This is a genomic window from Confluentibacter lentus, from assembly GCF_002806995.1.
Lineage (GTDB): Bacteria > Bacteroidota > Bacteroidia > Flavobacteriales > Flavobacteriaceae > Confluentibacter > Confluentibacter lentus.
The window spans coordinates 64,467-85,331 of record NZ_NIHE01000003.1; the positions used below are offsets into that span (position 1 = coordinate 64,467).

A 20,865-nucleotide genomic window follows, 5' to 3' on the forward strand; every position below is an offset into this window, starting at 1 on the left:
ATGTTTTAATGGGCTAATTCTTTAATCAATCCATTAAAAATAATGCCGTGAAACGGCAAAACGGCATACCAATACAATCTGCCCGCTAATCCGCGAGGTCTGAATGTGGCGGTTTGTTTTAAAATGCCGTCTTCGATTTTAAATTCCAGCCAAGCTTCCCCAGGAAGTTTCATTTCGGCATATAAAAGCAATTTTTTTTGTTGTTTATCCGCAAAAATAACACGCCAAAAGTCGAGGGCATCGCCGGCATCCAAGTCCGTCGGACTCGTTCTGCCTCGTCTTAATCCAATGCCTCCAAAAAGTTTATCGATATATCCACGGATTTTCCATAAAAAGTTACCGTAATACCAACCATTTTTACCGCCTATGGACCAAATTTTATTTAGGGCTTCGGTTTCATTTTTAACCTTTCTTTCCTTGTAATCTTTAAAACAACCGAATTTTGGAACGTTAATGTATTTGTGCAAATCATTTCCTAATCTGCCACTACTCACCAGAGAATCCTTCCAACTAGAGATGATGCTATTCTGCTCAATTTTCTCAAAAGCTAATTCCACCGCTTTCTTGTAAGTTAAAGGAATAACACCTAAAATACTATTGATATCACTTGGTTTTCCAATAATTTGAACGCCCATACTATCTACCAAAGTCGTTGCCAATTTATAGGATGTAGAGGTGACAAAATACAACCAATATGATGATAATTTTGGTGTCATCACAGGAACTGTGACAATGTATCTTTTAAGTTTTCGTACTTCAGCGAACTTAAGTAGCATCTCTTTGTAAGTCAATATTTCCGGTCCGAAAATATCATAAGACGTGTTGTATAACATTGTGTTTCCAGCACTATTTACTAAAAAGGACAAAACATCCCTTACGGCAATGGGCTGTGTTTTTGTATTCAGCCATTTTGGTGCTATCATAAAAGGGAGTTTTTCAACCAAATCCCTAATAATTTCAAAAGAAGAACTGCCAGAACCGACAATAATACCCGCTTTAAAAATGGTTAATGCATAGGTATTTGATTGTAAAACGTCTTCTACATGCTTGCGCGAACTTAAGTGTTTGGAAAGTTCTTTTTCGTTGGTGATACCACTCAAATAAATTACTTGTTTCACAGCCGTCTGTTCCATGCTATTTTTAAAATTCATAGCGCAACGTGCTTCCAGAATGCTAAAATCTTCTGAGGCATTGGACATGGAATGTATCAAGTAGTAAGCAACATCTATATCCTTTGGAATATTATTTAAGGTCGCATCATCCAAAAAATCCACTTGAACAAAAGAAACTTTTTCTTCTTTTAAATACCCTTTATCAGCACGCATGGTATCTCTAACAGCGCAAATAACGTCATGTCCTTCTTGTATTAATAAAGGGATGAGCCTTTTACCAATATAGCCAGTGGCGCCTGTAACGAGAATTTTCATTTATGATGATTTTTTAGGCCTTTGGTAATCCAAACGTGTTTGTGATATGGGCACTGCATAACCATCTAATCCATTGATGGCAACTACATTTGCTTCGACTAAATTGACAAAACCATCTTCCTTTAAAAGATGATCGTTGATGTTTAAATGCTGAATTTCCCCAATCAAAAGGATGGTACCATTCTCTTTGATATGATATTCTTCAACATATTTCATGCCCATTTGAACTGGTGCATTTTTGACGTAAGGTGCCTGAAAGTGGTTTAAAAATTCTTCGTCCAACGAAGTCATATCAAATTCTGAAATGGAAGCATCGTATTTAGCTGATGTGTGATGCGCCTCTTCAATAATGGCTTGATGTACATGATTTATGGTATATACACCTGTTTCTTTAATGTTGTCGTAAGTATTTCGAGCGACGGTTGTTGGTCTTAAAATAAATCCTAGCAAAGCGGGTTCTGAGCCTAAATGTATCACCGAACTAAAAATGGCCACATTCGAAATACCGCTGGCTGATTTTGTACCAATTAGGTTGGCGGATTTATAACCAGAACAACTGTTAATGAGATTTATTTTGTAAAAATGATTTAATTCTGAAATGTCTTTGTTACTGAAATAAGCCATTATAAATTTTTGTAATTATTTATTTTTATATTGCTCGCTTTTAAATCGAACATTAAATTATATAGACCAAAAAAAGTTCGGTTTATGTATATAAAATGCTTAGAACCTCTATTACCATTCATTTTCTTTAAATCGGTACTTTTAGAGTAGCGTTCACCCAGTTCCGCAATTTTTCCAAAGAAATTTTTATCTGAAAAATCAAAATACTCGTTATGAAACGGTTGTGTAAATAAACTCAGCATCTCGTGAAACATGGTAGTAAAAAATTCCAATTCTTCTTTACTATCGTCTTCTTTTAATATTTCCAATTCAAACAACTTAGATGTAAAATAGGCTTTATCATTTATGTTTTCAGGCTTTGCCAGTTCAAAATAAGGCACATAAAAATCATTGGGGATGGCTTTCATACAGCCAAAATCCAAGGCGATAAGCTCTGCGTTTTTTGAAATTAAAAAATTACCCGGATGTGGGTCGGCATGTACTTTTCTCAACACATGTATTTGATACATATAGAAATCCCAAAGCGATTGTCCGAGTTTATTGGACTTATCAGCATCCGTATTGTAAGCTGTAAACTCCGAAATATGTTCGCCTTCCATATAATCCATGGTGATGATGCGTTCACATGATAAATCTTCATAATATTTGGGAAACAATAAGTTGGAAATGTGAGAGCAAGCCAAAGCAATTTCCTTACTTTGTTTCATTTCCAACAAATAATCCGTTTCCTCAATAAGTTTATTTTCTACTTCCTTAAAATACTTATCGGAATCTTTTCCCTTAATATTAAACATACTCATGGCAATGGGTTTTACCATCGCCAAATCGGACGCGATACTTTTTGCAACTCCTGGGTATTGGATTTTCACAGCAAGTTGTTTCCCATCTTTTTCCGCAACATGGACTTGTCCGATGCTTGCGGCATTTACAGAAGTTGCATTAAAAGTATCGTATATGTCATTGGGAGATTTCCCGAAATATGTTTTGAATGTTTTTATAACTAAAGGCGGAGATAATGGCGGTACCGAAAATTGTGAAAGTGAAAATTTCTCGACATAAGCTTGAGGTAAAATACTTTTTTCCATGCTTAGCATTTGTGCTACTTTTAAAGCACTTCCTTTTAACTGTTTCAGCCCATCATAAATATCTTCTGCATTATTTTTGTTTAAGCGCTCTTTAGCCTCTGTTTCTGGATTAATCATTTTATCCCCATAATACTTGAGGTAATTAACGCCGACTTTGGCACCAGCAGATACTAATTTGCTGGCACGTTGTATTTTTGAAGTAGGTATACTATCTATGGTTTTCATTTTCTTTTTTAATTCATGTACATTTTTTCTTTGAAAAGAAATTTCCCAAAGTCGATGACACTTTTAATTGGGGCAATATTTAAAATATCGAAACTGGTGTTTACCGATTTTTCTATAAAAATGTCCGTTTTCTCAAAACTAGTAGATGTGTCATCCATCCAGAATTTCATGGTAACCAACAATTGAATCCAAGCAGATTCACTAATGGCTTTGGTTTGAAGTTTTTCAATCTGAACTTGTTTGATATCAAGTGTTTCAATGCCTAATTGGTCAATGTATTTTGAAAAATGACGTTTTAATTCCGATAAGACAGCTAGATTTTTGAGACTGTTTTTGTGCTTGTTCAAAGCATAAACTACATAACTTCTGTTGGCAGTTAAGTTTTCAAAAAAGGTAAAATAAAATGCCAATAATTTGTTGCGTGAGTCATAGGTACTGTAATCCTCATTCTTTTCTAAAACCATGATGGTATTATCAAAAAATGCTTTGAAAACGTGCTTTTCAATCGCTTCAAAGGACCCGAAATGAGTATAAAACAATGATTCTTCAATATTATTTGCTTTTGAGAACGCATACACCGATTTAGGATGTTGGTTATGTTCTAAAACATAATCCATATACCATGTGATGATGTCGTTTTCAGTAATTGTTTTCTTTTTTGCCATGACTTTATAGATATAGCGTAAAGATACAAAATGTTTAACTATTTATTAAAAAAGTTAAACAAATATTAACATTAAAAACAAAAAGCATCATTTAGAATAGGTGTATTCAAATGAAAGATGAAATAATTTTATTGACTTTAAAGATGTTTGTTAAAGTTTCGGGTAGAAGATTTATTGAGTAATCTTAGCCTGATAGAATTTCTTTTCGAAGACAATATCGTTAACAAAAATAAAGGCTTCTTTAATATCAATATTTGGTATATCGAATTCATCATGCCCTTGTTTAAAGTAACTATAAAACATAAAACTGGAATTAATAGCTTCTAATTTTTCGGTAATTCGTTGCGACCCGTCAATAATCAAAAACCCTTTACTTTTCAAATCGCAGGCATGGTGCGCCCCTTTGCCGTAGGGAACAATTTTATCTAAAGCCCCGTGATAAAAAACACCCGGAACCGCATTATTTATTAAATCGGCATTCAATAAAGCTCCAGAAATAGAAATAACGGCGGCAGGTTTAATATGTGCGTATCTATCTAAATTTTTAATAACTAATTCTCTATTGTAAATAACATTTAAAGCCGTTTCTGCTCCAGCGCTTATACCAATGATAACAATTTTAGATTCATCAATTCTAAAGTTGGTTTTGTACTTTAACAAATATTCTAAGGCACTTAGTAAATCATCTGCAGCATTACTATAAACTTTTAATTTTCTATTTACAGGTAAATTACAGCTAAAATACTCGCCTCTTTTTAACAATCTATAATCAATAGAAGTTACAACATACCCTTTTTTTGCAACATTTTCAGCTAAATTGATGAGCGAATTGGTATTTCTACTACCAGAATTGAAACCGCCACCATGTAAAATAACAAACAAAGGCCTTTTAATTAGTGAATCGTTTTCAGGTTCATAAATATCTAATTTTAATGTGTCCTTACCCTTAATGGAATAGGTGTAGGTTTTACTGCTTATGCTATCGAAAACAGGATCGATATATCTGGTTTGGGATATTGCGATAAAAGAAAAAAACAACAATACACATGTTGTTATCTTATTGTTCATAGTATGGTGTAAATTGAATAATTTTAAGAAATGAAATAATAGGCAAATTAAAGGTTAAAAAAGGAGCTATGAAAACATTTGTTAGCAGTATTTCAAAAAAAGAATTTCCTGAAAATGAAAAAGTTATAGGGAAAAGTATTAGAAAATCCATTTTGGATACAATAAAAAATGATTATCCTGATTTCGATGCGACATCTTATATATCTATTTCAGAATTAAATCTTTATCGCCAAAAGTATATTGCGGGTTATTTAGCTAGTGAGGTTGGGGAATTGAATGCATTGGAAAAGGATGTTTTACAAACACTTCAAAAGGAAGGCACGCTATCTTCAAGAATTAATGACGATACTGAAAAATCAAAATTCACCTTTGGTCAGCAATTGGCCGATAAAATGGCGGCATTTGGTGGCAGTTGGAGATTCATCATCTTATTCGGATTATTTATTGGTATTTGGATAACTTCAAATATGTTGTTTTTAATGAATAAAGGATTTGATCCGTATCCATTTATTTTGCTGAATTTGATTCTGTCTTGCTTAGCAGCATTACAAGCCCCGGTGATTATGATGAGTCAAAACAGACAAGAAGAGAAAGATAGGGAACGGGCCAAGCAAGATTATATGGTGAATTTAAAATCTGAATTGGAAATTAGGATGCTTCACGAAAAGATAGACCATTTAATCATGCATCAGCAGCAAGAATTATTAAACATTCAACAAGTTCAAATAGAGATGATGGAAGATATCATGAACCAACTTAAAGCTAGATAAGGGTGTTTTTTTAGTATTGTTAATTCATAATAATCAGCAAGATAAAGTATTTAAAGTTTGACGCTTAATATTTTACATTAGAGTTATTTAGGTAAATTGATTACGACTTAATTTAAGATTTTGTTAACAAATCAGAACCTAAGAATGTGTAATTTTAACTAAAATAAAATCAAAAAAATAACATGAAAAAACTACTAGTATTTTTACTAACCATGACGACTGTGCTCACTGTTAATGCACAAATTATAACACCACAACCAAGTCCATTTTCTAAAATTGAGCAGAAAGTTGGTCTAACAGATTTTGTTCTGGAGTATTCTAGACCAAATATGAGAGAACGTAAGATTTTTGGAGATTTAGTTCCTTATGGTCAAGTGTGGCGTTTAGGGGCTAACCAGAATACAAAAATTACATTCAGTACAGATGTTTCTGTAGGAGGTAAAACTTTAAAATCAGGAACTTATGCTATTTACGCTATTCCAAACGCTACATCATGGGATGTTATATTTTATACAGATAGTGCAAACAATGGACTGCCAGCGAATTGGGACGATTCTAAAGTAGCTGCCAAAGTAAGTGTTGAAATATATCCTTTACCAATGAATATTGAAACGTTTACCATATCATTTGATGATTTAACCAGTAATAGTGGGGTTTTAGGCATTATGTGGGAACAAGTATATGTGGGTGTGAAAATTGATGTCCCTACTGATGAAATGGTTTTAACCAGCATCAATGATGTTATGAATGCTACACCAACAGCTAATGATTATTTTAATGCTGCTGTTTATTATTTACAAGAAAATAAAGATATCAAACAAGCAAAAACTTGGATTGATAAAGCAATGGAGATGTCAGGAGATAAAGCCCAGTTTTGGCAATTGAGACAACAATCTTTAATTTATGCAAAAGCAGGCGATAAGGCTGGTGCTATTGCCGTTGCAAAAAAATCGTTAGCTGCTTCTGAAGCTGCTGGAAATAATGATTATGTAAAAATGAACAAAGATTCTTTGAAAGAGTGGGGAGCCATGTAATTTAGAATATTGGACTTCTTAGACTTTTAGAAGATTTCACAAAAACTTAAAAACCTAACAGATTTATTTCTGTTAGGTTTTTAAGTTTTTAATAATTCAAATTGATAATTTCCCTCACATCATCAAGCAATTTAATGAGGTTTCTACTGAAATCAAACGTCATGATATCGCTTTCTTTTTTACCTTCTTGAAGTAGTTTGTTGAAATGCATGGTTTCGTATTTATAACCAAATATGTTGCTATCATATTCAAAATCAATAGTTTTTTCTATGCCGTTCGCTAGAATAGTAACTGTTGAAGGACAATGAAATTCCCTATTGATTTTTATAGTTCCCTTTTCACAATAAAAAATGGCTTCCGTTGGGAATACTTCCAAAATGGAACTTTTTAAATGGGCAGTAACATTATCGCCGTAATTAAAAACCATGTGGCATGAAGAATCGATGCCATTTTCAAAGAAAGTAGCGCTTGCTTCAATATTATTCGGCATTCCTAAAGTCGATAAACTGGCGAAAATAGGGTAGATGCCAATATCCAATAGACTACCACCACCGACAGCTTTGTTGAATAATCTATCTTCAGTATCAAACGGTTTTTTAAATCCGAAATCACTTTCTATTTTTAGAATATCTCCATAGGTTTTGTTTTCTAATTCGTTTAGTACGTATCGGTAATGCGGTAAGAAATAGGTCCACAACGCTTCCATAAGCAATACGTTTTTTTCCTTGGCTTTAGCAATCATGTCATCTACTTCCTTGGCATCCATAGCGAATGGTTTTTCACCCAGAACAGCGATGCCTTTCTCTAAGCACATCAATACATTGTCTTTATGAAGGGCATGCGGCGTTGCTATATAAACGGCATCAATATTAGGGTCGTTTGCTAAATCTTCATAGGTTGCATACGCTTTTGTAGCACCATATTTTTTTGCAAATGCATCGGCTTTTTCTTGTGATCTTGAGGCTACAGCATATAATTCAGCATCTTCAATGCTTAAAAGATCGTTTGCGAATTTATTGGCAATACCGCCTAGGCCAATAATGCCCCATTTGATTTTTTTAGTTTGTGATAGTTCTGTCATTTCTTGTTGTTAGTTGTAATATAATTGCAATAGTAATCACTATGGTACAGCCTACAAAATTTAACCATAAAAAAGGCAGGTTGATATATTCGTATAGGTCTAAAAAATAAAGTGTAATGACGATGGCTTGGGTAATTAACGCACTTATAAAAACGGCATTTCCTTTAACAAACTTAAAAAAGAAAGCTAATAAAAAGATGCCCAATACATTGCCATAAAATATGGAGCCAATAATATTTACCAACTGAATTAAATTTTCAGCAAGATTGGCAATACAAGCAACGCCAATCGCTATCAAGCCCCAAGCGAATGTAAACCATTTGGAGGCTTTTACCATGTGGTCTTCGGTTTTTTCGCTGGTATTTCGTTTATATAAATCGATGGCAGTTGTAGAACCCAAAGCATTCAATTCGCTAGAGGTACTGGACATGGCGGCACTTAAAATAACGGCTAAAAGTAAGCCTATAAGTCCTCGCGGTAGATTATTCAGAATAAAATAAATAAACACATAATCAACGTCGTTTTTTTCTATCTTCACTTTTTGCCTTTCAGCAGCTTTATCAATAAGTGATTTCGCTTTATCCCTGACTTTTTTATTGGCCTCATTCGCTAATACAATAGCTTTTGAAGCTTCAATAGCTTCAGAACTTACGTATGATTGTATATGTTCCCGTTTATCATTAAAAATAATATCTTCTTCTTGTTGAAGTGATTTATAATCGTCGGCAAATTCAGAATTAAGAATAAATTCGGTGGCATTCGGATTAAAATTTAAAGGAGCTTGGTTAAACTGATAAAACACGAAAACCATGGTGCCAACCAACAAAATAAAAAATTGCATAGGTACTTTCAGTAATCCGTTAAAAAGAAGTCCCAATTGCATTTCCTTTACGGATTTTCCAGATAAATAGCGCTGTACTTGACTTTGGTCAGTGCCAAAATAAGATAGCATTAAAAACGTGCCGCCAATAATACCACTCCAAAAGGTATAACGATTATCGAGATCAAAGGAAAAGTCCAAAATATTCATTTTACCACTAGCATTAGCTATATGAAGGGCTTTGGTAAAGGTAATATCCTGAGGGAGTTTACTTATGATAATAAAAAATGCCACAAGCATGCCTACAAAAATAATCACCATTTGATGTTTTTGGGTCACGTTAACCGCCTTCGTACCACCAGAAACAGTATAAATAATCACCAAAACACCGATGATAATATTCAGAATCAATAAATTCCAACCCAATACAACGGATAAAATAATAGCAGGCGCAAAAATGGTTATGCCTGCCGCTAAGCCACGCTGGATTAAAAATAAAATGGCTGTAAGGGTTCTGGTTTTTAAATCGAAACGATTTTCAAGAAATTCATAAGCTGTATATACATTCAGGCGATGGTATAAGGGAATAAAAACCATGCAAATAACAATCATGGCTATGGGTAAACCAAAATAGAATTGCACAAAGCCCATGCCGTCATTGAATGCTTGTCCGGGTGTTGAAAGAAAGGTAATGGCACTGGCTTGCGTTGCCATGACCGATAAACCAATAGTCCACCATTTTGAGGTATTACCTCCTTTTATATAGTCCTGTACATTTTTGCTGCCTCGGGTTTGCCAAGTACCATAAATTACAATACCTAAAAGGGTAACTAATAAAACAATCCAATCTATCCAGTAGAGTTTTTGCATTGTTTTATATGGATTTTGTTAAAAAATAAAATAAGATGATATAAACAGCATTCGCAACGAGCACTAGCGTGTACATCTTATTCCATTTATAATCTTTCATCCGTTATTGCTTTAGATTTTCGGCTTGTTTTATGTCTTCTTTACCTATTGATAACATATTGGCAAATAGTCTATAAGCTCCAGAAACCCCTTCTGGGAATTCCCTAAAAAAGCTTAAGCCTGTATAAATATAATAGCCTTTACCGTATTTAGCAACTAATAAACTACCATCTTTTGGTGTTTCACCTTTGTCGTTCATGGAAAGAATGGGGGTGAATTCGCTTGCCCAAGAGTCTGGATAATACAAACCACGTTCTTGTGTCCATCCTTCAAAATCTTCTTGGGTTATTTTGTTTGGATAATTTAAAATGGGGTGATTCGGATTTAAAAAACGCACTTCAGCATTTTCGTCCGTCACACGGTCTCTAGATAATTTTAAATCATAAGGAGCCAGTTTATCCACTTTCAATCTGGAATTAGTATTGTACTGCACAATCATATTACCGCCTTTTTCAACAAAATCGAATAATAATTGTTGTTTGAATTTTAATTCATCAATAGTGTTGTAAGCTCTAATCCCCACCACAACAGCATCAAATCTGCTCAACGTTTCAGCATTAATGTTTTCTGGATTTATGGTTTGAACATGATAACCAATTTGTTGTAAACTTTCTGGAACGACATCACCTGCACCTGCAATATAAGCAATATTGTCACCTTTTTTCTTAATATCTAACCTCACAATTTTACTTTCACTAGGTTCTAAAACGGTTTGATATGGAATATGATCATAATCTATTTCAATACGCTCTTTGGTATATACTTTATCATTAACATGTATGATGGGGTTGATATATCCTTCATTTTGGTTTTTTGGCGGAATGATGGTAAAGATAAATCGTTGTTCTTCATCTTTATAAGCAATGGAAACGCTTTGCCTTTCGGGTGTTACGCTCCAGTCTTTCGGGTGATTAATTTCAACAAAACCTTCTAAATTGTCTCGACCTGCTTTTACAATGATTTCTATATTTTTCTGTTTGTCATTTTCAAAAATGATAACTTTTTCAGGAATCTTTGCTGATGCTTCTGGAATGATTTCAAAAGGACGATACAATTCACCTTTGTCTGGTTTTCCAAAACGATAAACAACATGTTTTGTAATGGTAATAGGATTGTTGTTTATTTTTAAATTGATATCAACCGATACTTGTCTTGGGGTTTCAGGAAATCCTATTAAATTTATATCATCTACTTTATACATGCCCACTGTCCCTTTTTCAGCCAGCCAATAAGGTGTTGTATAGATTTCTTTATTTGTGATGGTGTAATCAGTTTTTATATTTTGCTTAATATTTTGCTTTAAAAGGCTGTTTTGTTGAAGAGTGGTACCGTCCGTTTGTGAAAGACTAACCAATTCAATAGTAGCATTACTTCTGTTTAAAGCTTCAATATTTAATTTGATTTTACTATTAGGAGTACTTGAACTCGTTTCTGCAGATGCTTCTAAATACAATCCTGCACAGGCTTCTATGACGGATTCTAATTCTTTTGTTTTTATGGTTTTCCAATGGGCATCTTCAATGCTTTGTAATAATTGATATGCTTTCATTAAATCTGAAAGGTGTACCGATGGATCTTTAAAATTAAATTCTTGTTCAACTTTATATAAAATATCACCAATGGCTTTTCCACCCTTTATGCGGTTCCAAGACGTATCGATACCCGAAAAAACAGTTTGATTATTAACCAAAGCATCGCCTTTTAAAAATTCTATATATTCATTTTGCGACCCTCTATTGGTTAGCCTTCCAAATCCTTGACTTAAATGTTGGCTGCTTGCCATGGACGACACTTCATTGTTTGATAAACCTTTAAGTGGGTAATAAATACCTGTATCAAAAGTTATTAAGTTTGTTTTATCTGCTTTTTCGAACTCTTCCGGACTTCCAAAAGCCCATGGACTGGTATTGTAAAACAAACGTTTTGGTTGCCAAACATCAGCGATTTTCAGTAAATCAGGAAACGCTGATTTGTCATTTGCCAAATCGAAAGCCTCAAAACTCAACATTGCAGAACTGGTATGATGTCCATGCGTTGTACCTGGGGTTCTGTGGTCAAAACGATTGATAATGACATCTGGTTTAAATTTTCTAATGGCTAAAACCACATCGCTTAGCAAATCATTTTTGTTCCAAATAGATAAGGTTTCTTCTGGGTCTTTTGAAAAACCAAAATCTGTGGCTCTTGTGAAAAACTGTTCACCGCCATCAATACGCCTAGCTGCCAATAATTCTTGGGTCCTTATAACACCCAACAAATTGGTAATTTCAGGACCAATAAGATTTTGTCCACCATCACCTCGTGTTATGGCTAAATAGCCAGTTCGCGCTTTTACATGATTAGACATATAGGAGATAAGTGAGGTATTTTCATCGTCTGGATGCGCTGCCACATACAAAACAGACCCTAAAAAATTTAGTTTTTGTATCGATTGGTAAATGTCGGTTGTTGAAGGTTTTACTGGTTGTTGTGCTTGAATTATGCCACAAAAAAGGGCGCATAAAAAAGGAATGAGTAAATGTTTTCTCATAAAAGTTTTGTTAGCTGATAGCCAAATATATAAAACTATATAAGTGGGTAGGCTTCTTTTAATGTTTCTTTAACGTTAAAATGGTTGATAGTTGTTGGCCTATGGCATTTGGTTGTGGTCAGGTTTAACTAATCTAAGCACAGGTTGCCAACAACCATCAACTACAAAACATCAACCATACTATAGCCACTTCTTGCGTTTAAAGTAGATAAGCATGCCAATAAAAATGGCAATCATAATACCCCAAAGAACAAAATAAGAATATTTGTAATGGAGTTCTGGTATGTAATCGAAGTTCATACCATAAATCCCCGCAATAAATGTTAAGGGAATAAATATGGAAGCCATAATGGTTAATACTTTCATGACTTCGTTCATTTTGTTGCTAATGGTTGTCATGTACATATCCATTAAACTCCAAATCATTTCACGGTAGATATCTATATTTTCTGAAACTTGAACTATATGGTCATAAATATCGCGGTAATAGGTTTTGGTTTTATCTAAGATAAGTGGACTTTCATGTTTTTCAATTCTGCTAATAACTTCACGAAGCGGAAAAATAGCGCGGCGAACCCTTAACACTTCTCTTTTCAAATCTTGAATATCTTGATTGATTGATTTATCTACGTTTCCAGAAAAAATCCGACTTTCATAATCCTCAATTTTATCACTTAAATTTTCAATAATACTAAAATAATGGTCAACTATAGCATCCATTAAAATGTAAAGTAAATAATCGGCCTGCATGGTTCTTACCCTGCCTTTCCCGTGTTTAATACGTTCTCTTACAGTATCAAACACATCGCCATCTGCTTCTTGAAAAGAAAGCACATAGTTTTTACCAAGAACAAAGCTTACCTGTTCTGAAATGATGGTTTCGTTTTCATCGTGATAAAGCATTTTTAGGACTACAAATAAATAATCATCATATTCATCAATTTTGGGACGTTGCGAAATGCTTACAATATCTTCTAAAACCAACGGATGTAAATTGAAATGTTTCCCTAATTTTTCAATTTCATTAACATGATTTAGTCCATTAAGATTAATCCATGAAATAGAATTAGAATTCTTGAATTCAAAAATGTCCTCAACATTATTTAATTCTTTATCAATGCATTGCTCATGATTATAATCAAAAGCTTCGATGAATAATTTTTTTGATGATTTGTCCCCAGTATAAATAACACTACCGGGAGCCAATCCTACTTTCTTATAACGTTTCTTAGCTTTGATTTTACCCATTTTATAAATGTATGACGTATTTAAATGGCATCCATACCATCATCAATAATGGCATCTTTTTCAATAAGGGTTACTGCTTTTTGTAGCATTAAATTGTTGGGATACGTCACTAGGTCACCATTTTCCAAACGAAGGTGTAACTGAAACGCTCTGATGTCTTCTATAATACCCTCAAGAGGAAAATCTTTGTCATGTATTTGAATTTTGTCTCCAACTTTATATGGAAACGAGAAAAACATAATGATTCCAGAAGTGACGTTACTTAAAATAGACCAAATAGCGAACAAACCAATGCCAATAACTGCAAAAACAGAAGAAAAAAGAACAGCTAAATCTTTTGCCTCTGTACCGAATATGAAAGGAATGATAAGAAGGCCAATTAAAAATAACGTTACCGAAACATATCTGTTTATTAAATGTATTCGAGCTAAATTAATACCATTTCTTCTGGATATTTTTGTAATAAGTGTGGTTAAAATAAAACGAACTATAAGTAAGAAAAGAAGCAAAAATCCGGTAACTATTAATTCGCTTTGGTAAGTTTCGAAAAACATTTTATATTTTTTTAAATTGAATAATACAAAGATACGTTAGAAAAGAGAAAAGGGTTGTTCAATTTAGTGTTTTTACAAATCATTAACAATATCTGTCAATGATTTATAAACAAGATGTGTTGGCATGCCCATAACATTAAAGTAAGAGCCTTGTATATTCGTAACTCCTATTTGTCCAATCCATTCCTGTATACCGTACGCACCAGCTTTATCTAAAGGGTTAAAGATTTTAATATAATGGTTTATTTCTTGATCTGTTAATTCTTTAAAAGTGACTTTTGTGATGTCATTTAGCGTTTTTTCAAATTTAGTTGTTGTAAAACAAACCGATGTAATCACTTCATGGGTAGCATTGCTCAAAGATTTTAGCATCGCAAAAGCATCTAGTTCATCTAATGGTTTTCCAAGCGCTTTGTTATTGTGCCAAACAATGGTATCGCTTGTTATAAGAATGTCTTTGTGTTTTAATTCATCTTTAAAAGGGAGCGCTTTTAGTTGTGCTAAATAATCACTGATTTCAAAATGCTTCAATCGGGAAGGAAACTCTTCTTTTATGGGTTTTAAACGAATCTCAAAGTCCAATCCCAATTCTTTAAAAAACTGTTGCCGTCTTGGGGAACCCGAAGCTAAAATAATCGTGTGGTTTTTTAATTTTTCGCTAAGCATTACCGTGTAACATTATAGGTGTATAAAAGTAAGGAAAGCATTCCAAAAAGCATAATCCATTTAAGGATGTTACTAATGTGCGTATAGTCGGTTTTTATTTGGGCACTCAAAATTTTAATATTCAAATAGAGTAGAGGTGCTATGATGAAAATCAAGAAATAAATAACGGCGATTTGGTTGTTGTATAAAGAATCCACCAGATAATATCCAGTAATTAACAACGTAATTAATGATAGTATAAATAAAACATACTTGGTTTTTTCTTTTCCAATAATGATAGGTAGCGTATTCATGCAAGCTTTGGTATCGCCTTCCAGATCTTCAACGTCTTTGGCAATTTCCCGAATTAAATTTAAAATGAAAGCTATGTAAGCGTAGTTTAAAATGGTTTTGAAATATAATAGTTGAATGGTTTGGTTTTGTTCGGTAATATTCGGAATCAACTCAAAAAACCCAACTATAAGAATGCTTAAAGCAACCAGAATGGAAATAACCAAATTACCGATTAAAAAAAGTTGTTTCAAATACGTTGAATACACATAAAGTAATACTGAAATAATGACAAATAAGGAGAAGAACCCACTTCTTCCAACAGTATTGGATAGGTAATATCCAAGCCCAACACCAATCACATTTAAAACAATAAATAAATTGTAAGCTGTTTTTTCTGAAATGCTTTTACCAATAATTATTTTATCGGGTTTGTTGATAAAATCGGTTTCAATATCATTAATATCGTTAATAACATTTCCAGCAGCTGCAATACAAACTGTTGCGATAATTAAAAGAATAATACCTAAAGTATCCAGACCTGTTGCAGCTCCATAAGGTTCCAAAAAGGCATATTTAATAAGTAATTGCACCAAGGCAATCATTAGTAAATTTTTCCAGCGAATGAGGTTTAGGATGCTTTGCATCAGTGAATAGTTAATAGTGAAAAGTTAATTTTACTAACAGCTAAAACACCCACTTATCCTGTACTTTTAAAACTTGTTCAATCACATCACGAACGGCACCCTGTCCGCCGTTTTTATGGGATATATATTTGGCAACCCCTTTTACCTCTGCAACGGCATCTTGTGGGCAACAAGGTAACCCAACAACTTTTAAAACAGGGTAGTCCGGCATATCATCACCCATATAAAGTATGTTTTCAGGTTTAATATTATTGGATTCAATATATTCATAAAACTTTTCAAGTTTTTTGTGGGCTCCTAAATAGACTGTTTTAATACCGAGAGCTTCTAACCGAATTTTAACGCCTTCGTTAGTGCCCGCTGATATGATGGCAACGTTATAACCCGAATTTACGGCAAATTTAAGGGCGAAACCATCCCTTACATTCATGATTCTTAAAAGTTCTCCGGTATTGGTAACATGTAAATCACCATTGGTTAAAACGCCATCAACGTCAAAAATAAAAGTGGTAATATGGTTTAAATATTCTTTATAGCTTTTTTCTTCCATGTGTTCTTTGTATAGATTCGGTTAGTAATTCATAAATAGCTTTATGATGCGGGTTGTTATTTAAAATTTTCAAATGTTTTCTGATGGTTTTTTTATCATTACGCTTGGCGGGTCCAGTCTGCGCCATATATGGTGAAAATTCTTGGACTTTATTGGCGGTTTCAAGTATTAGCGGTTTTAAAATATCGAAATCAGCGCCTTCACTTTCTGTGATTTCATGCGCGACCCTGTATAACTGATTGGTAAAATTATTCACGAATACGGCCGCTAAATGCAACACGCGTCTTTGGTCGCTGTTTACTCTTTTGGTTGAACTTCCAAGACTAATTGCCATGGATTTTAAGACATGATAATCGGCACTCTTAATAGCTTCAATACAAATAGGCACATTCGCGAAATCCATATAGGCATCTTTGCTAAACGTTTGTAATGGATAAAAAACACCGCGTCTATTTTTTTGATTGATATCATAAACGCTCACGCTTCCAGAGGTATGAACTACCAATCGATTCTCAAACGGAAGTTTTGACGATAATTCTTTAATGGCATCATCGCTCACTGCCAAAATGTAAATATCGGCTTCTTTAAGTTGTAACAAATCATCTGTAATATCCACATCGTTTTTATATGGATTAATCGGGTTTAAATGTCTGTTATACCACTGCTTAACAGATATTTGCTCTGTCTTTTGGAAAGCCTTAAATAAATGGGTGGCGACATTACCAGCGCCTATAATTATTACCGAAATCATGTTGCTAAAATACAGAAGTTAAGTTGAAAGTTAAAAGTTAATAGTTAAAAGTTGAAAGTTTTTGGCTTTACAGATTATTGCATCAAAATAGTGTAAATTTGTGTCTATGAAGAATGATATCAAAACCAGGGAAGATGTATTTTTATTAGTGTCTTCTTTTTATGATAAGGTTAGAAAAGATACTGTTTTAGGGCCATTTTTTAATGATGTGATTACAGATTGGGACGCCCATTTAGAGCGACTCACAACCTTTTGGGAATCGAGTTTATTTTTAAAAACGAAATATTTAGGAAATCCCCTGGAAGCACATGTTAAGGTCGATCAAGAAAACAATAATATGATAACGGAATTGCATTTCGGACTCTGGATAAACCTTTGGTTTCAGACCATTGATGAACTTTTTGAAGGTGATTATGCCGAAAATGCGAAACAACGTGCCCGAAAAATGGGAACCTTCCTCTATTTAAAAATTTTTGAAGCAAGGCAGAAGTAGTTTTCAATTTTCAGTCGCAGTGTTCAGTATTGAGTTTTTAAAATTTTAGTTGCTCATGTTTATCTGGTAATTTAATGGTCTTTTTGGCATTGGTCTTCCGTCTTCGGTTTCCTGTCTTTTTCACAAACTTTAACACTTCAAAATCAACATTAATACTTAAATTTGCCCCACCTTAAAAGGGTTCATATCATGCAAAATAAACTAGCCAAAATTCTTTTTTCTACCCGTCTCACAGCCGTTTTATTTATAGTTTTTGCTGCCGCTATGGTAACAGGCACTTTTTTAGATGCGGGACAAGATACATCTCCTACTGCTTATACCAGAAATCTAATTTACAATGCGTGGTGGTTTGAAGCCATTATGGGGATTTTTGTCATTAATTTTTTAGGAAATATTGTAAAATTTAGATTGTACAAAAAAGAAAAATGGTCGACTTTAATTTTGCATTTAGCGTTCATTTTCATTCTATTAGGGGCTTTTATTACTAGGTATATTAGCTTTGAAGGGATGATGGCGATTCGTGAAGGCGCTACCGAAAACACATTTTTATCGCAAAAAACGTATGTAACCGCTTATATAGATGGTGATTATGAAATTGATGGTGTCCCACAACGCTTACCAATAGAGAAGGAAGTCGATTTTTCAGATAGAATGGATAACGATTTTAAGATTGAAACCAAATACAACCAGCAACCGGTAACCATCGAACTTGAAAAATTCATTAGAGGTGCAGAAGAAGATATTGTACCAAATGAAAGCGGTGAATCGTATCTAAAAGTTGTGGAGTCTGGTGGTGACGGGCCGCATAATCATTTTTTAAAAGTTGGTGAGGTGGCAAGTATCCATAATGTGTTGTTTGCACTTAATAAACCCACTGATGGCGCTATAAATATCACCTATAATGATGAAGGACTTACCATAAATTCCCCATTTGAAGGCGAATATTTAACCATGGCGACCATGGCTCAAGGAACTTTGGTAAAAGACAGTTTGCAGCCGCTAATGTTGCGTTCGCGCTATATTATTGGCGACATGCAGATGGTATTCCCAAACCCTGTGGTAAAAGGCTTTTTTGATGTGGTTCAAAAATCACAAATATTAAAAAATGATGAAGATGGAGCCGTACTTAAAATAACCACTAATGGAGAAACTAAACGTGTCGGCTTACTTGGTGGAAAAGGCATGGATAATGCCTTTAAACAAATACAAGTCGGCGGATTGGATTTTGCCTTAAAATACGGTTCTAAAGTGATGGAATTACCATTTCAAATCAAGCTAAACGATTTTGAAGCCGAACGTTATCCAGGTACGGAAAGAGGCTATTCGGCGTATTCCAGTGAAGTTACCGTAATTGATGAAAAAGAAGGCAGTTATGACTATAAAATTTTTATGAATAATATTTTAGATCATGGTGGGTACAGGTTTTTTCAATCGGGTTTCGACCCCGATGAAAAAGGAACGATATTATCTGTAAACCACGATTATTGGGGTTCTTTGATTACGTATATTGGGTATTTTTTGTTGTATTTTGGATTGATGGCTATACTGTTTGTTAAAGGTTCTCGTTTTGGTGATTTAAAGCAGCAACTTGAAAAAGTGAAAGCAAAAAAGGAAAAATTGCTTGCTGTTTTAATCTTTTGTTTTGGATTGAATGGGTTTTCACAAGACCATACCCAGCATGATGCCCACAATGATATTCAAGCCCAAAAAACAATGGTGGATTCCATTCTGAGGGCAAATATAACGCCGAAAGAGCATGCCGAAAATTTTGGACATATGGTGATTCAAGATCTTAGCGGACGTATGATGCCCGTAAACACATATGCATCTGAAATGCTTCGTAAATTAAGCAAGAATGATACTTATGAGGAGTTTGATGCCAATCAAGTCTTTTTATCCATGCAAGAAAGTCCCATGCTTTGGTATAACGTTCCTGTCATTTATTTAGCTCTAAAAAAAGGGGACTCCATTCGGCATATTATCAATGTTGATGAAAGTGAAAAATATGTAAGACTATCAGATTTCTTTACAGAAAAGGGGGAATATAAATTATCGCCGTATCTAGACGATGCTTACAAAACCAATCAGCCTAATGCTTACCAAACACAATTCAAGGAAACAGATCAACGGGTGACCTTGCTTTATAATACGCTTGAGGGTATGCCATTGAAAATTTACCCTATACCCGATGATGAAAATGATAAATGGATTTCCAATTACGACTATAAGAACGATGAAAATATTAAAATAACAGATTCATTATATGCCAACTTTATAAACAATGGCTTTAATGCTTATTTATACATGCTAAGTACAGCAAAGCGGACAGGCGATTTTACCGAAGCTAATAAGTTTTTAGAAGCTTTCAAAAAAACGCAGAATCGTTACGGTGCTTCCGTAATGCTTTCAGATAAAAAGATAAATACAGAAGTATTATATAATAAATACGATATTTTTAAAAAGTTATTTAGTTGGTATTTATATGCTGGTACTTTGCTTTTTATTGTGTTGATTGTTCAAATTTTTAAGGATAAAAGCAAGTCTTTAAAAATAGTAGCTAACTTATTTAAGATTATCATATTTCTTCTTTTTTTATTACATACTGCTGGGTTAATTGTAAGATGGTATATTTCAGGACACGCCCCTTGGAGTGATGCTTATGAATCTATGCTTTATGTGGCTTGGTCCAGTATGTTTTTTGGTTTGGCTTTTGGTAGAAAAAGCGAATTGACCATAGCAGCTACAGCGTTTGTAACCGCTATGCTTTTAATGATTGCCCATTGGAATTGGATGGATCCAGCGATTGCTAACTTACAGCCAGTTTTAAATAGTTATTGGCTCATGATTCACGTAGCTGTGATTGTAGCGAGTTACGGACCTTTTACCTTAGGAATGATTTTAGGTGTTGTGTCTTTATTGCTGATGATTTTCACGACTGAAAAGAATAAGCTTAAAATGGATTTGAATATTAAAGAACTTACCATTATAAACGAAATGGCGTTAACCGTTGGTTTGGTGATGCTAACCATCGGAAACTTTCTAGGTGGCATGTGGGCGAACGAAAGTTGGGGACGTTATTGGGGTTGGGATCCAAAAGAAACTTGGGCATTGATTAGCATTATGATGTATGCCTTCGTCATACACATGAGACTCATTCCCGGTCTTCGTGGTAGTTGGTGGTATAATCTATCCTCTATCATAGCCTTTGGGTTTATCATATTTACCTATTTCGGGGTTAACTTTTATTTATCTGGGTTGCATTCATATCAATCTGGTCAGCAAATAGCGAGTTTTAATGCCATTGCTATTGCTGTTGGGGTAGTTGCATTATTAGGTTTTTTTGCTTATCGTGGTTATGCGAAGTATTATAAGAAGTAGATTTGTCTTG

At 34.0% G+C, this 20,865-nt stretch carries 18 protein-coding genes; 4 read left to right on the forward strand and 14 right to left on the reverse strand.

Going from position 1 to position 20,865, the window contains the following annotated elements:
* Window positions 1–5 precede the first annotated feature (5 nt).
* From CDH50_RS07180 to CDH50_RS07200, 5 genes are all read right to left on the reverse strand, one after another.
* Window positions 6–1,427, reverse strand: a complete 1,422-nt coding sequence (locus CDH50_RS07180) for an SDR family oxidoreductase (RefSeq protein WP_100611342.1) — start codon at window positions 1,425–1,427, stop codon at window positions 6–8.
* Complete coding sequence (locus CDH50_RS07185; protein ID WP_100611343.1) at window positions 1,428–2,051, reverse strand: flavin reductase family protein; 624 nt, start codon at window positions 2,049–2,051, stop codon at window positions 1,428–1,430.
* Window positions 2,051–3,361: an ABC1 kinase family protein gene (locus CDH50_RS07190; protein WP_100611344.1), complete on the reverse strand. Its 1,311-nt coding sequence runs from the start codon at window positions 3,359–3,361 to the stop codon at window positions 2,051–2,053. Before CDH50_RS07190 ends, CDH50_RS07185 begins: the two co-directional genes overlap by 1 nt.
* A gap of 8 nt (window positions 3,362–3,369) precedes the next feature.
* Entirely contained in the window at window positions 3,370–4,026 is a 657-nt protein-coding gene (locus CDH50_RS07195) for a TetR/AcrR family transcriptional regulator (RefSeq protein WP_100611345.1), read from the reverse strand.
* Between the two features lie 171 nt (window positions 4,027–4,197).
* Window positions 4,198–5,094: an alpha/beta hydrolase gene (locus tag CDH50_RS07200; protein ID WP_100611346.1), complete on the reverse strand. Its 897-nt coding sequence runs from the start codon at window positions 5,092–5,094 to the stop codon at window positions 4,198–4,200.
* Window positions 5,095–5,162: 68 nt separating this feature from the next.
* On the opposite strand from CDH50_RS07200, the gene CDH50_RS07205 reads away from it, so the two are divergent.
* Both CDH50_RS07205 and CDH50_RS07210 read left to right on the forward strand, forming a co-directional pair.
* Complete coding sequence (locus CDH50_RS07205) at window positions 5,163–5,864, forward strand: DUF1003 domain-containing protein (protein WP_100611347.1); 702 nt, start codon at window positions 5,163–5,165, stop codon at window positions 5,862–5,864.
* 182 nt (window positions 5,865–6,046) lie between these two features.
* Window positions 6,047–6,898 (forward strand): DUF2911 domain-containing protein, encoded by an 852-nt coding sequence (locus CDH50_RS07210; RefSeq protein WP_100611348.1) that lies wholly within the window; start codon window positions 6,047–6,049, stop codon window positions 6,896–6,898.
* 88 nt (window positions 6,899–6,986) lie between these two features.
* Here CDH50_RS07210 and CDH50_RS07215 read toward each other — a convergent pair whose 3' ends face one another.
* From CDH50_RS07215 to CDH50_RS07255, 9 genes are all read right to left on the reverse strand, one after another.
* Entirely contained in the window at window positions 6,987–7,979 is a 993-nt protein-coding gene (locus CDH50_RS07215) for a Gfo/Idh/MocA family protein (protein WP_100611349.1), read from the reverse strand.
* The gene (locus tag CDH50_RS07220) at window positions 7,957–9,669 is read right to left on the reverse strand and encodes a sodium:solute symporter (protein WP_100611350.1); all 1,713 of its coding nucleotides are present in this window, start codon (window positions 9,667–9,669) and stop codon (window positions 7,957–7,959) included. The genes CDH50_RS07215 and CDH50_RS07220 overlap by 23 nt, the downstream gene beginning before the upstream one ends.
* 103 nt (window positions 9,670–9,772) lie before the next feature.
* Complete coding sequence (locus CDH50_RS07225) at window positions 9,773–12,298, reverse strand: PIG-L family deacetylase (RefSeq protein ID WP_100611351.1); 2,526 nt, start codon at window positions 12,296–12,298, stop codon at window positions 9,773–9,775.
* Between the two features lie 180 nt (window positions 12,299–12,478).
* Window positions 12,479–13,546, reverse strand: a complete 1,068-nt coding sequence (gene corA / locus CDH50_RS07230; RefSeq protein WP_100611352.1) for a magnesium/cobalt transporter CorA — start codon at window positions 13,544–13,546, stop codon at window positions 12,479–12,481.
* A gap of 20 nt (window positions 13,547–13,566) precedes the next feature.
* Window positions 13,567–14,100 (reverse strand): mechanosensitive ion channel domain-containing protein, encoded by a 534-nt coding sequence (locus CDH50_RS07235; RefSeq protein WP_100611353.1) that lies wholly within the window; start codon window positions 14,098–14,100, stop codon window positions 13,567–13,569.
* A gap of 72 nt (window positions 14,101–14,172) precedes the next feature.
* On the reverse strand, window positions 14,173–14,766 hold the full coding sequence (locus CDH50_RS07240; RefSeq protein ID WP_100611354.1) for a Maf-like protein: 594 nt from the start codon (window positions 14,764–14,766) through the stop codon (window positions 14,173–14,175).
* Window positions 14,766–15,683: a geranylgeranylglycerol-phosphate geranylgeranyltransferase gene (locus CDH50_RS07245; protein ID WP_100611355.1), complete on the reverse strand. Its 918-nt coding sequence runs from the start codon at window positions 15,681–15,683 to the stop codon at window positions 14,766–14,768. Before CDH50_RS07245 ends, CDH50_RS07240 begins: the two co-directional genes overlap by 1 nt.
* Before the next feature lie 40 nt (window positions 15,684–15,723).
* Window positions 15,724–16,233: a KdsC family phosphatase gene (locus CDH50_RS07250; RefSeq protein WP_100611356.1), complete on the reverse strand. Its 510-nt coding sequence runs from the start codon at window positions 16,231–16,233 to the stop codon at window positions 15,724–15,726.
* Window positions 16,214–16,984 carry a Rossmann-like and DUF2520 domain-containing protein gene (locus tag CDH50_RS07255; protein WP_100611357.1) on the reverse strand — a complete coding sequence of 257 codons (771 nt, stop codon included), beginning with the start codon at window positions 16,982–16,984 and terminating at the stop codon, window positions 16,214–16,216. Before CDH50_RS07255 ends, CDH50_RS07250 begins: the two co-directional genes overlap by 20 nt.
* Window positions 16,985–17,090: 106 nt before the next feature.
* Between CDH50_RS07255 and CDH50_RS07260 the strand changes: the two genes are divergently transcribed.
* Complete coding sequence (locus tag CDH50_RS07260) at window positions 17,091–17,477, forward strand: group III truncated hemoglobin (RefSeq protein ID WP_100611358.1); 387 nt, start codon at window positions 17,091–17,093, stop codon at window positions 17,475–17,477.
* Window positions 17,478–17,666: 189 nt separating this feature from the next.
* Window positions 17,667–20,855, forward strand: a complete 3,189-nt coding sequence (gene ccsA, locus CDH50_RS07265; RefSeq protein ID WP_100611359.1) for a cytochrome c biogenesis protein — start codon at window positions 17,667–17,669, stop codon at window positions 20,853–20,855.
* Window positions 20,856–20,865 lie beyond the last annotated feature (10 nt).

Bases quoted from the DNA above. Each gene is read 5' to 3' on its own strand.
- CDH50_RS07180 (WP_100611342.1), bottom strand. From the start codon at position 1,427: ATGAAAATTCTCGTTACAGGCGCCACTGGCTATATTGGTAAAAGGCTC.
- CDH50_RS07185 (WP_100611343.1), bottom strand. From the start codon at position 2,051: ATGGCTTATTTCAGTAACAAAGACATTTCAGAATTAAATCATTTTTAC.
- CDH50_RS07190 (WP_100611344.1), bottom strand. From the start codon at position 3,361: ATGAAAACCATAGATAGTATACCTACTTCAAAAATACAACGTGCCAGC.
- CDH50_RS07195 (WP_100611345.1), bottom strand. From the start codon at position 4,026: ATGGCAAAAAAGAAAACAATTACTGAAAACGACATCATCACATGGTAT.
- CDH50_RS07200 (WP_100611346.1), bottom strand. From the start codon at position 5,094: ATGAACAATAAGATAACAACATGTGTATTGTTGTTTTTTTCTTTTATC.
- CDH50_RS07205 (WP_100611347.1), top strand. From the start codon at position 5,163: ATGAAAACATTTGTTAGCAGTATTTCAAAAAAAGAATTTCCTGAAAAT.
- CDH50_RS07210 (WP_100611348.1), top strand. From the start codon at position 6,047: ATGAAAAAACTACTAGTATTTTTACTAACCATGACGACTGTGCTCACT.
- CDH50_RS07215 (WP_100611349.1), bottom strand. From the start codon at position 7,979: ATGACAGAACTATCACAAACTAAAAAAATCAAATGGGGCATTATTGGC.
- CDH50_RS07220 (WP_100611350.1), bottom strand. From the start codon at position 9,669: ATGCAAAAACTCTACTGGATAGATTGGATTGTTTTATTAGTTACCCTT.
- CDH50_RS07225 (WP_100611351.1), bottom strand. From the start codon at position 12,298: ATGAGAAAACATTTACTCATTCCTTTTTTATGCGCCCTTTTTTGTGGC.
- corA (WP_100611352.1), bottom strand. From the start codon at position 13,546: ATGGGTAAAATCAAAGCTAAGAAACGTTATAAGAAAGTAGGATTGGCT.
- CDH50_RS07235 (WP_100611353.1), bottom strand. From the start codon at position 14,100: ATGTTTTTCGAAACTTACCAAAGCGAATTAATAGTTACCGGATTTTTG.
- CDH50_RS07240 (WP_100611354.1), bottom strand. From the start codon at position 14,766: ATGCTTAGCGAAAAATTAAAAAACCACACGATTATTTTAGCTTCGGGT.
- CDH50_RS07245 (WP_100611355.1), bottom strand. From the start codon at position 15,683: ATGCAAAGCATCCTAAACCTCATTCGCTGGAAAAATTTACTAATGATT.
- CDH50_RS07250 (WP_100611356.1), bottom strand. From the start codon at position 16,233: ATGGAAGAAAAAAGCTATAAAGAATATTTAAACCATATTACCACTTTT.
- CDH50_RS07255 (WP_100611357.1), bottom strand. From the start codon at position 16,984: ATGATTTCGGTAATAATTATAGGCGCTGGTAATGTCGCCACCCATTTA.
- CDH50_RS07260 (WP_100611358.1), top strand. From the start codon at position 17,091: ATGAAGAATGATATCAAAACCAGGGAAGATGTATTTTTATTAGTGTCT.
- ccsA (WP_100611359.1), top strand. From the start codon at position 17,667: ATGCAAAATAAACTAGCCAAAATTCTTTTTTCTACCCGTCTCACAGCC.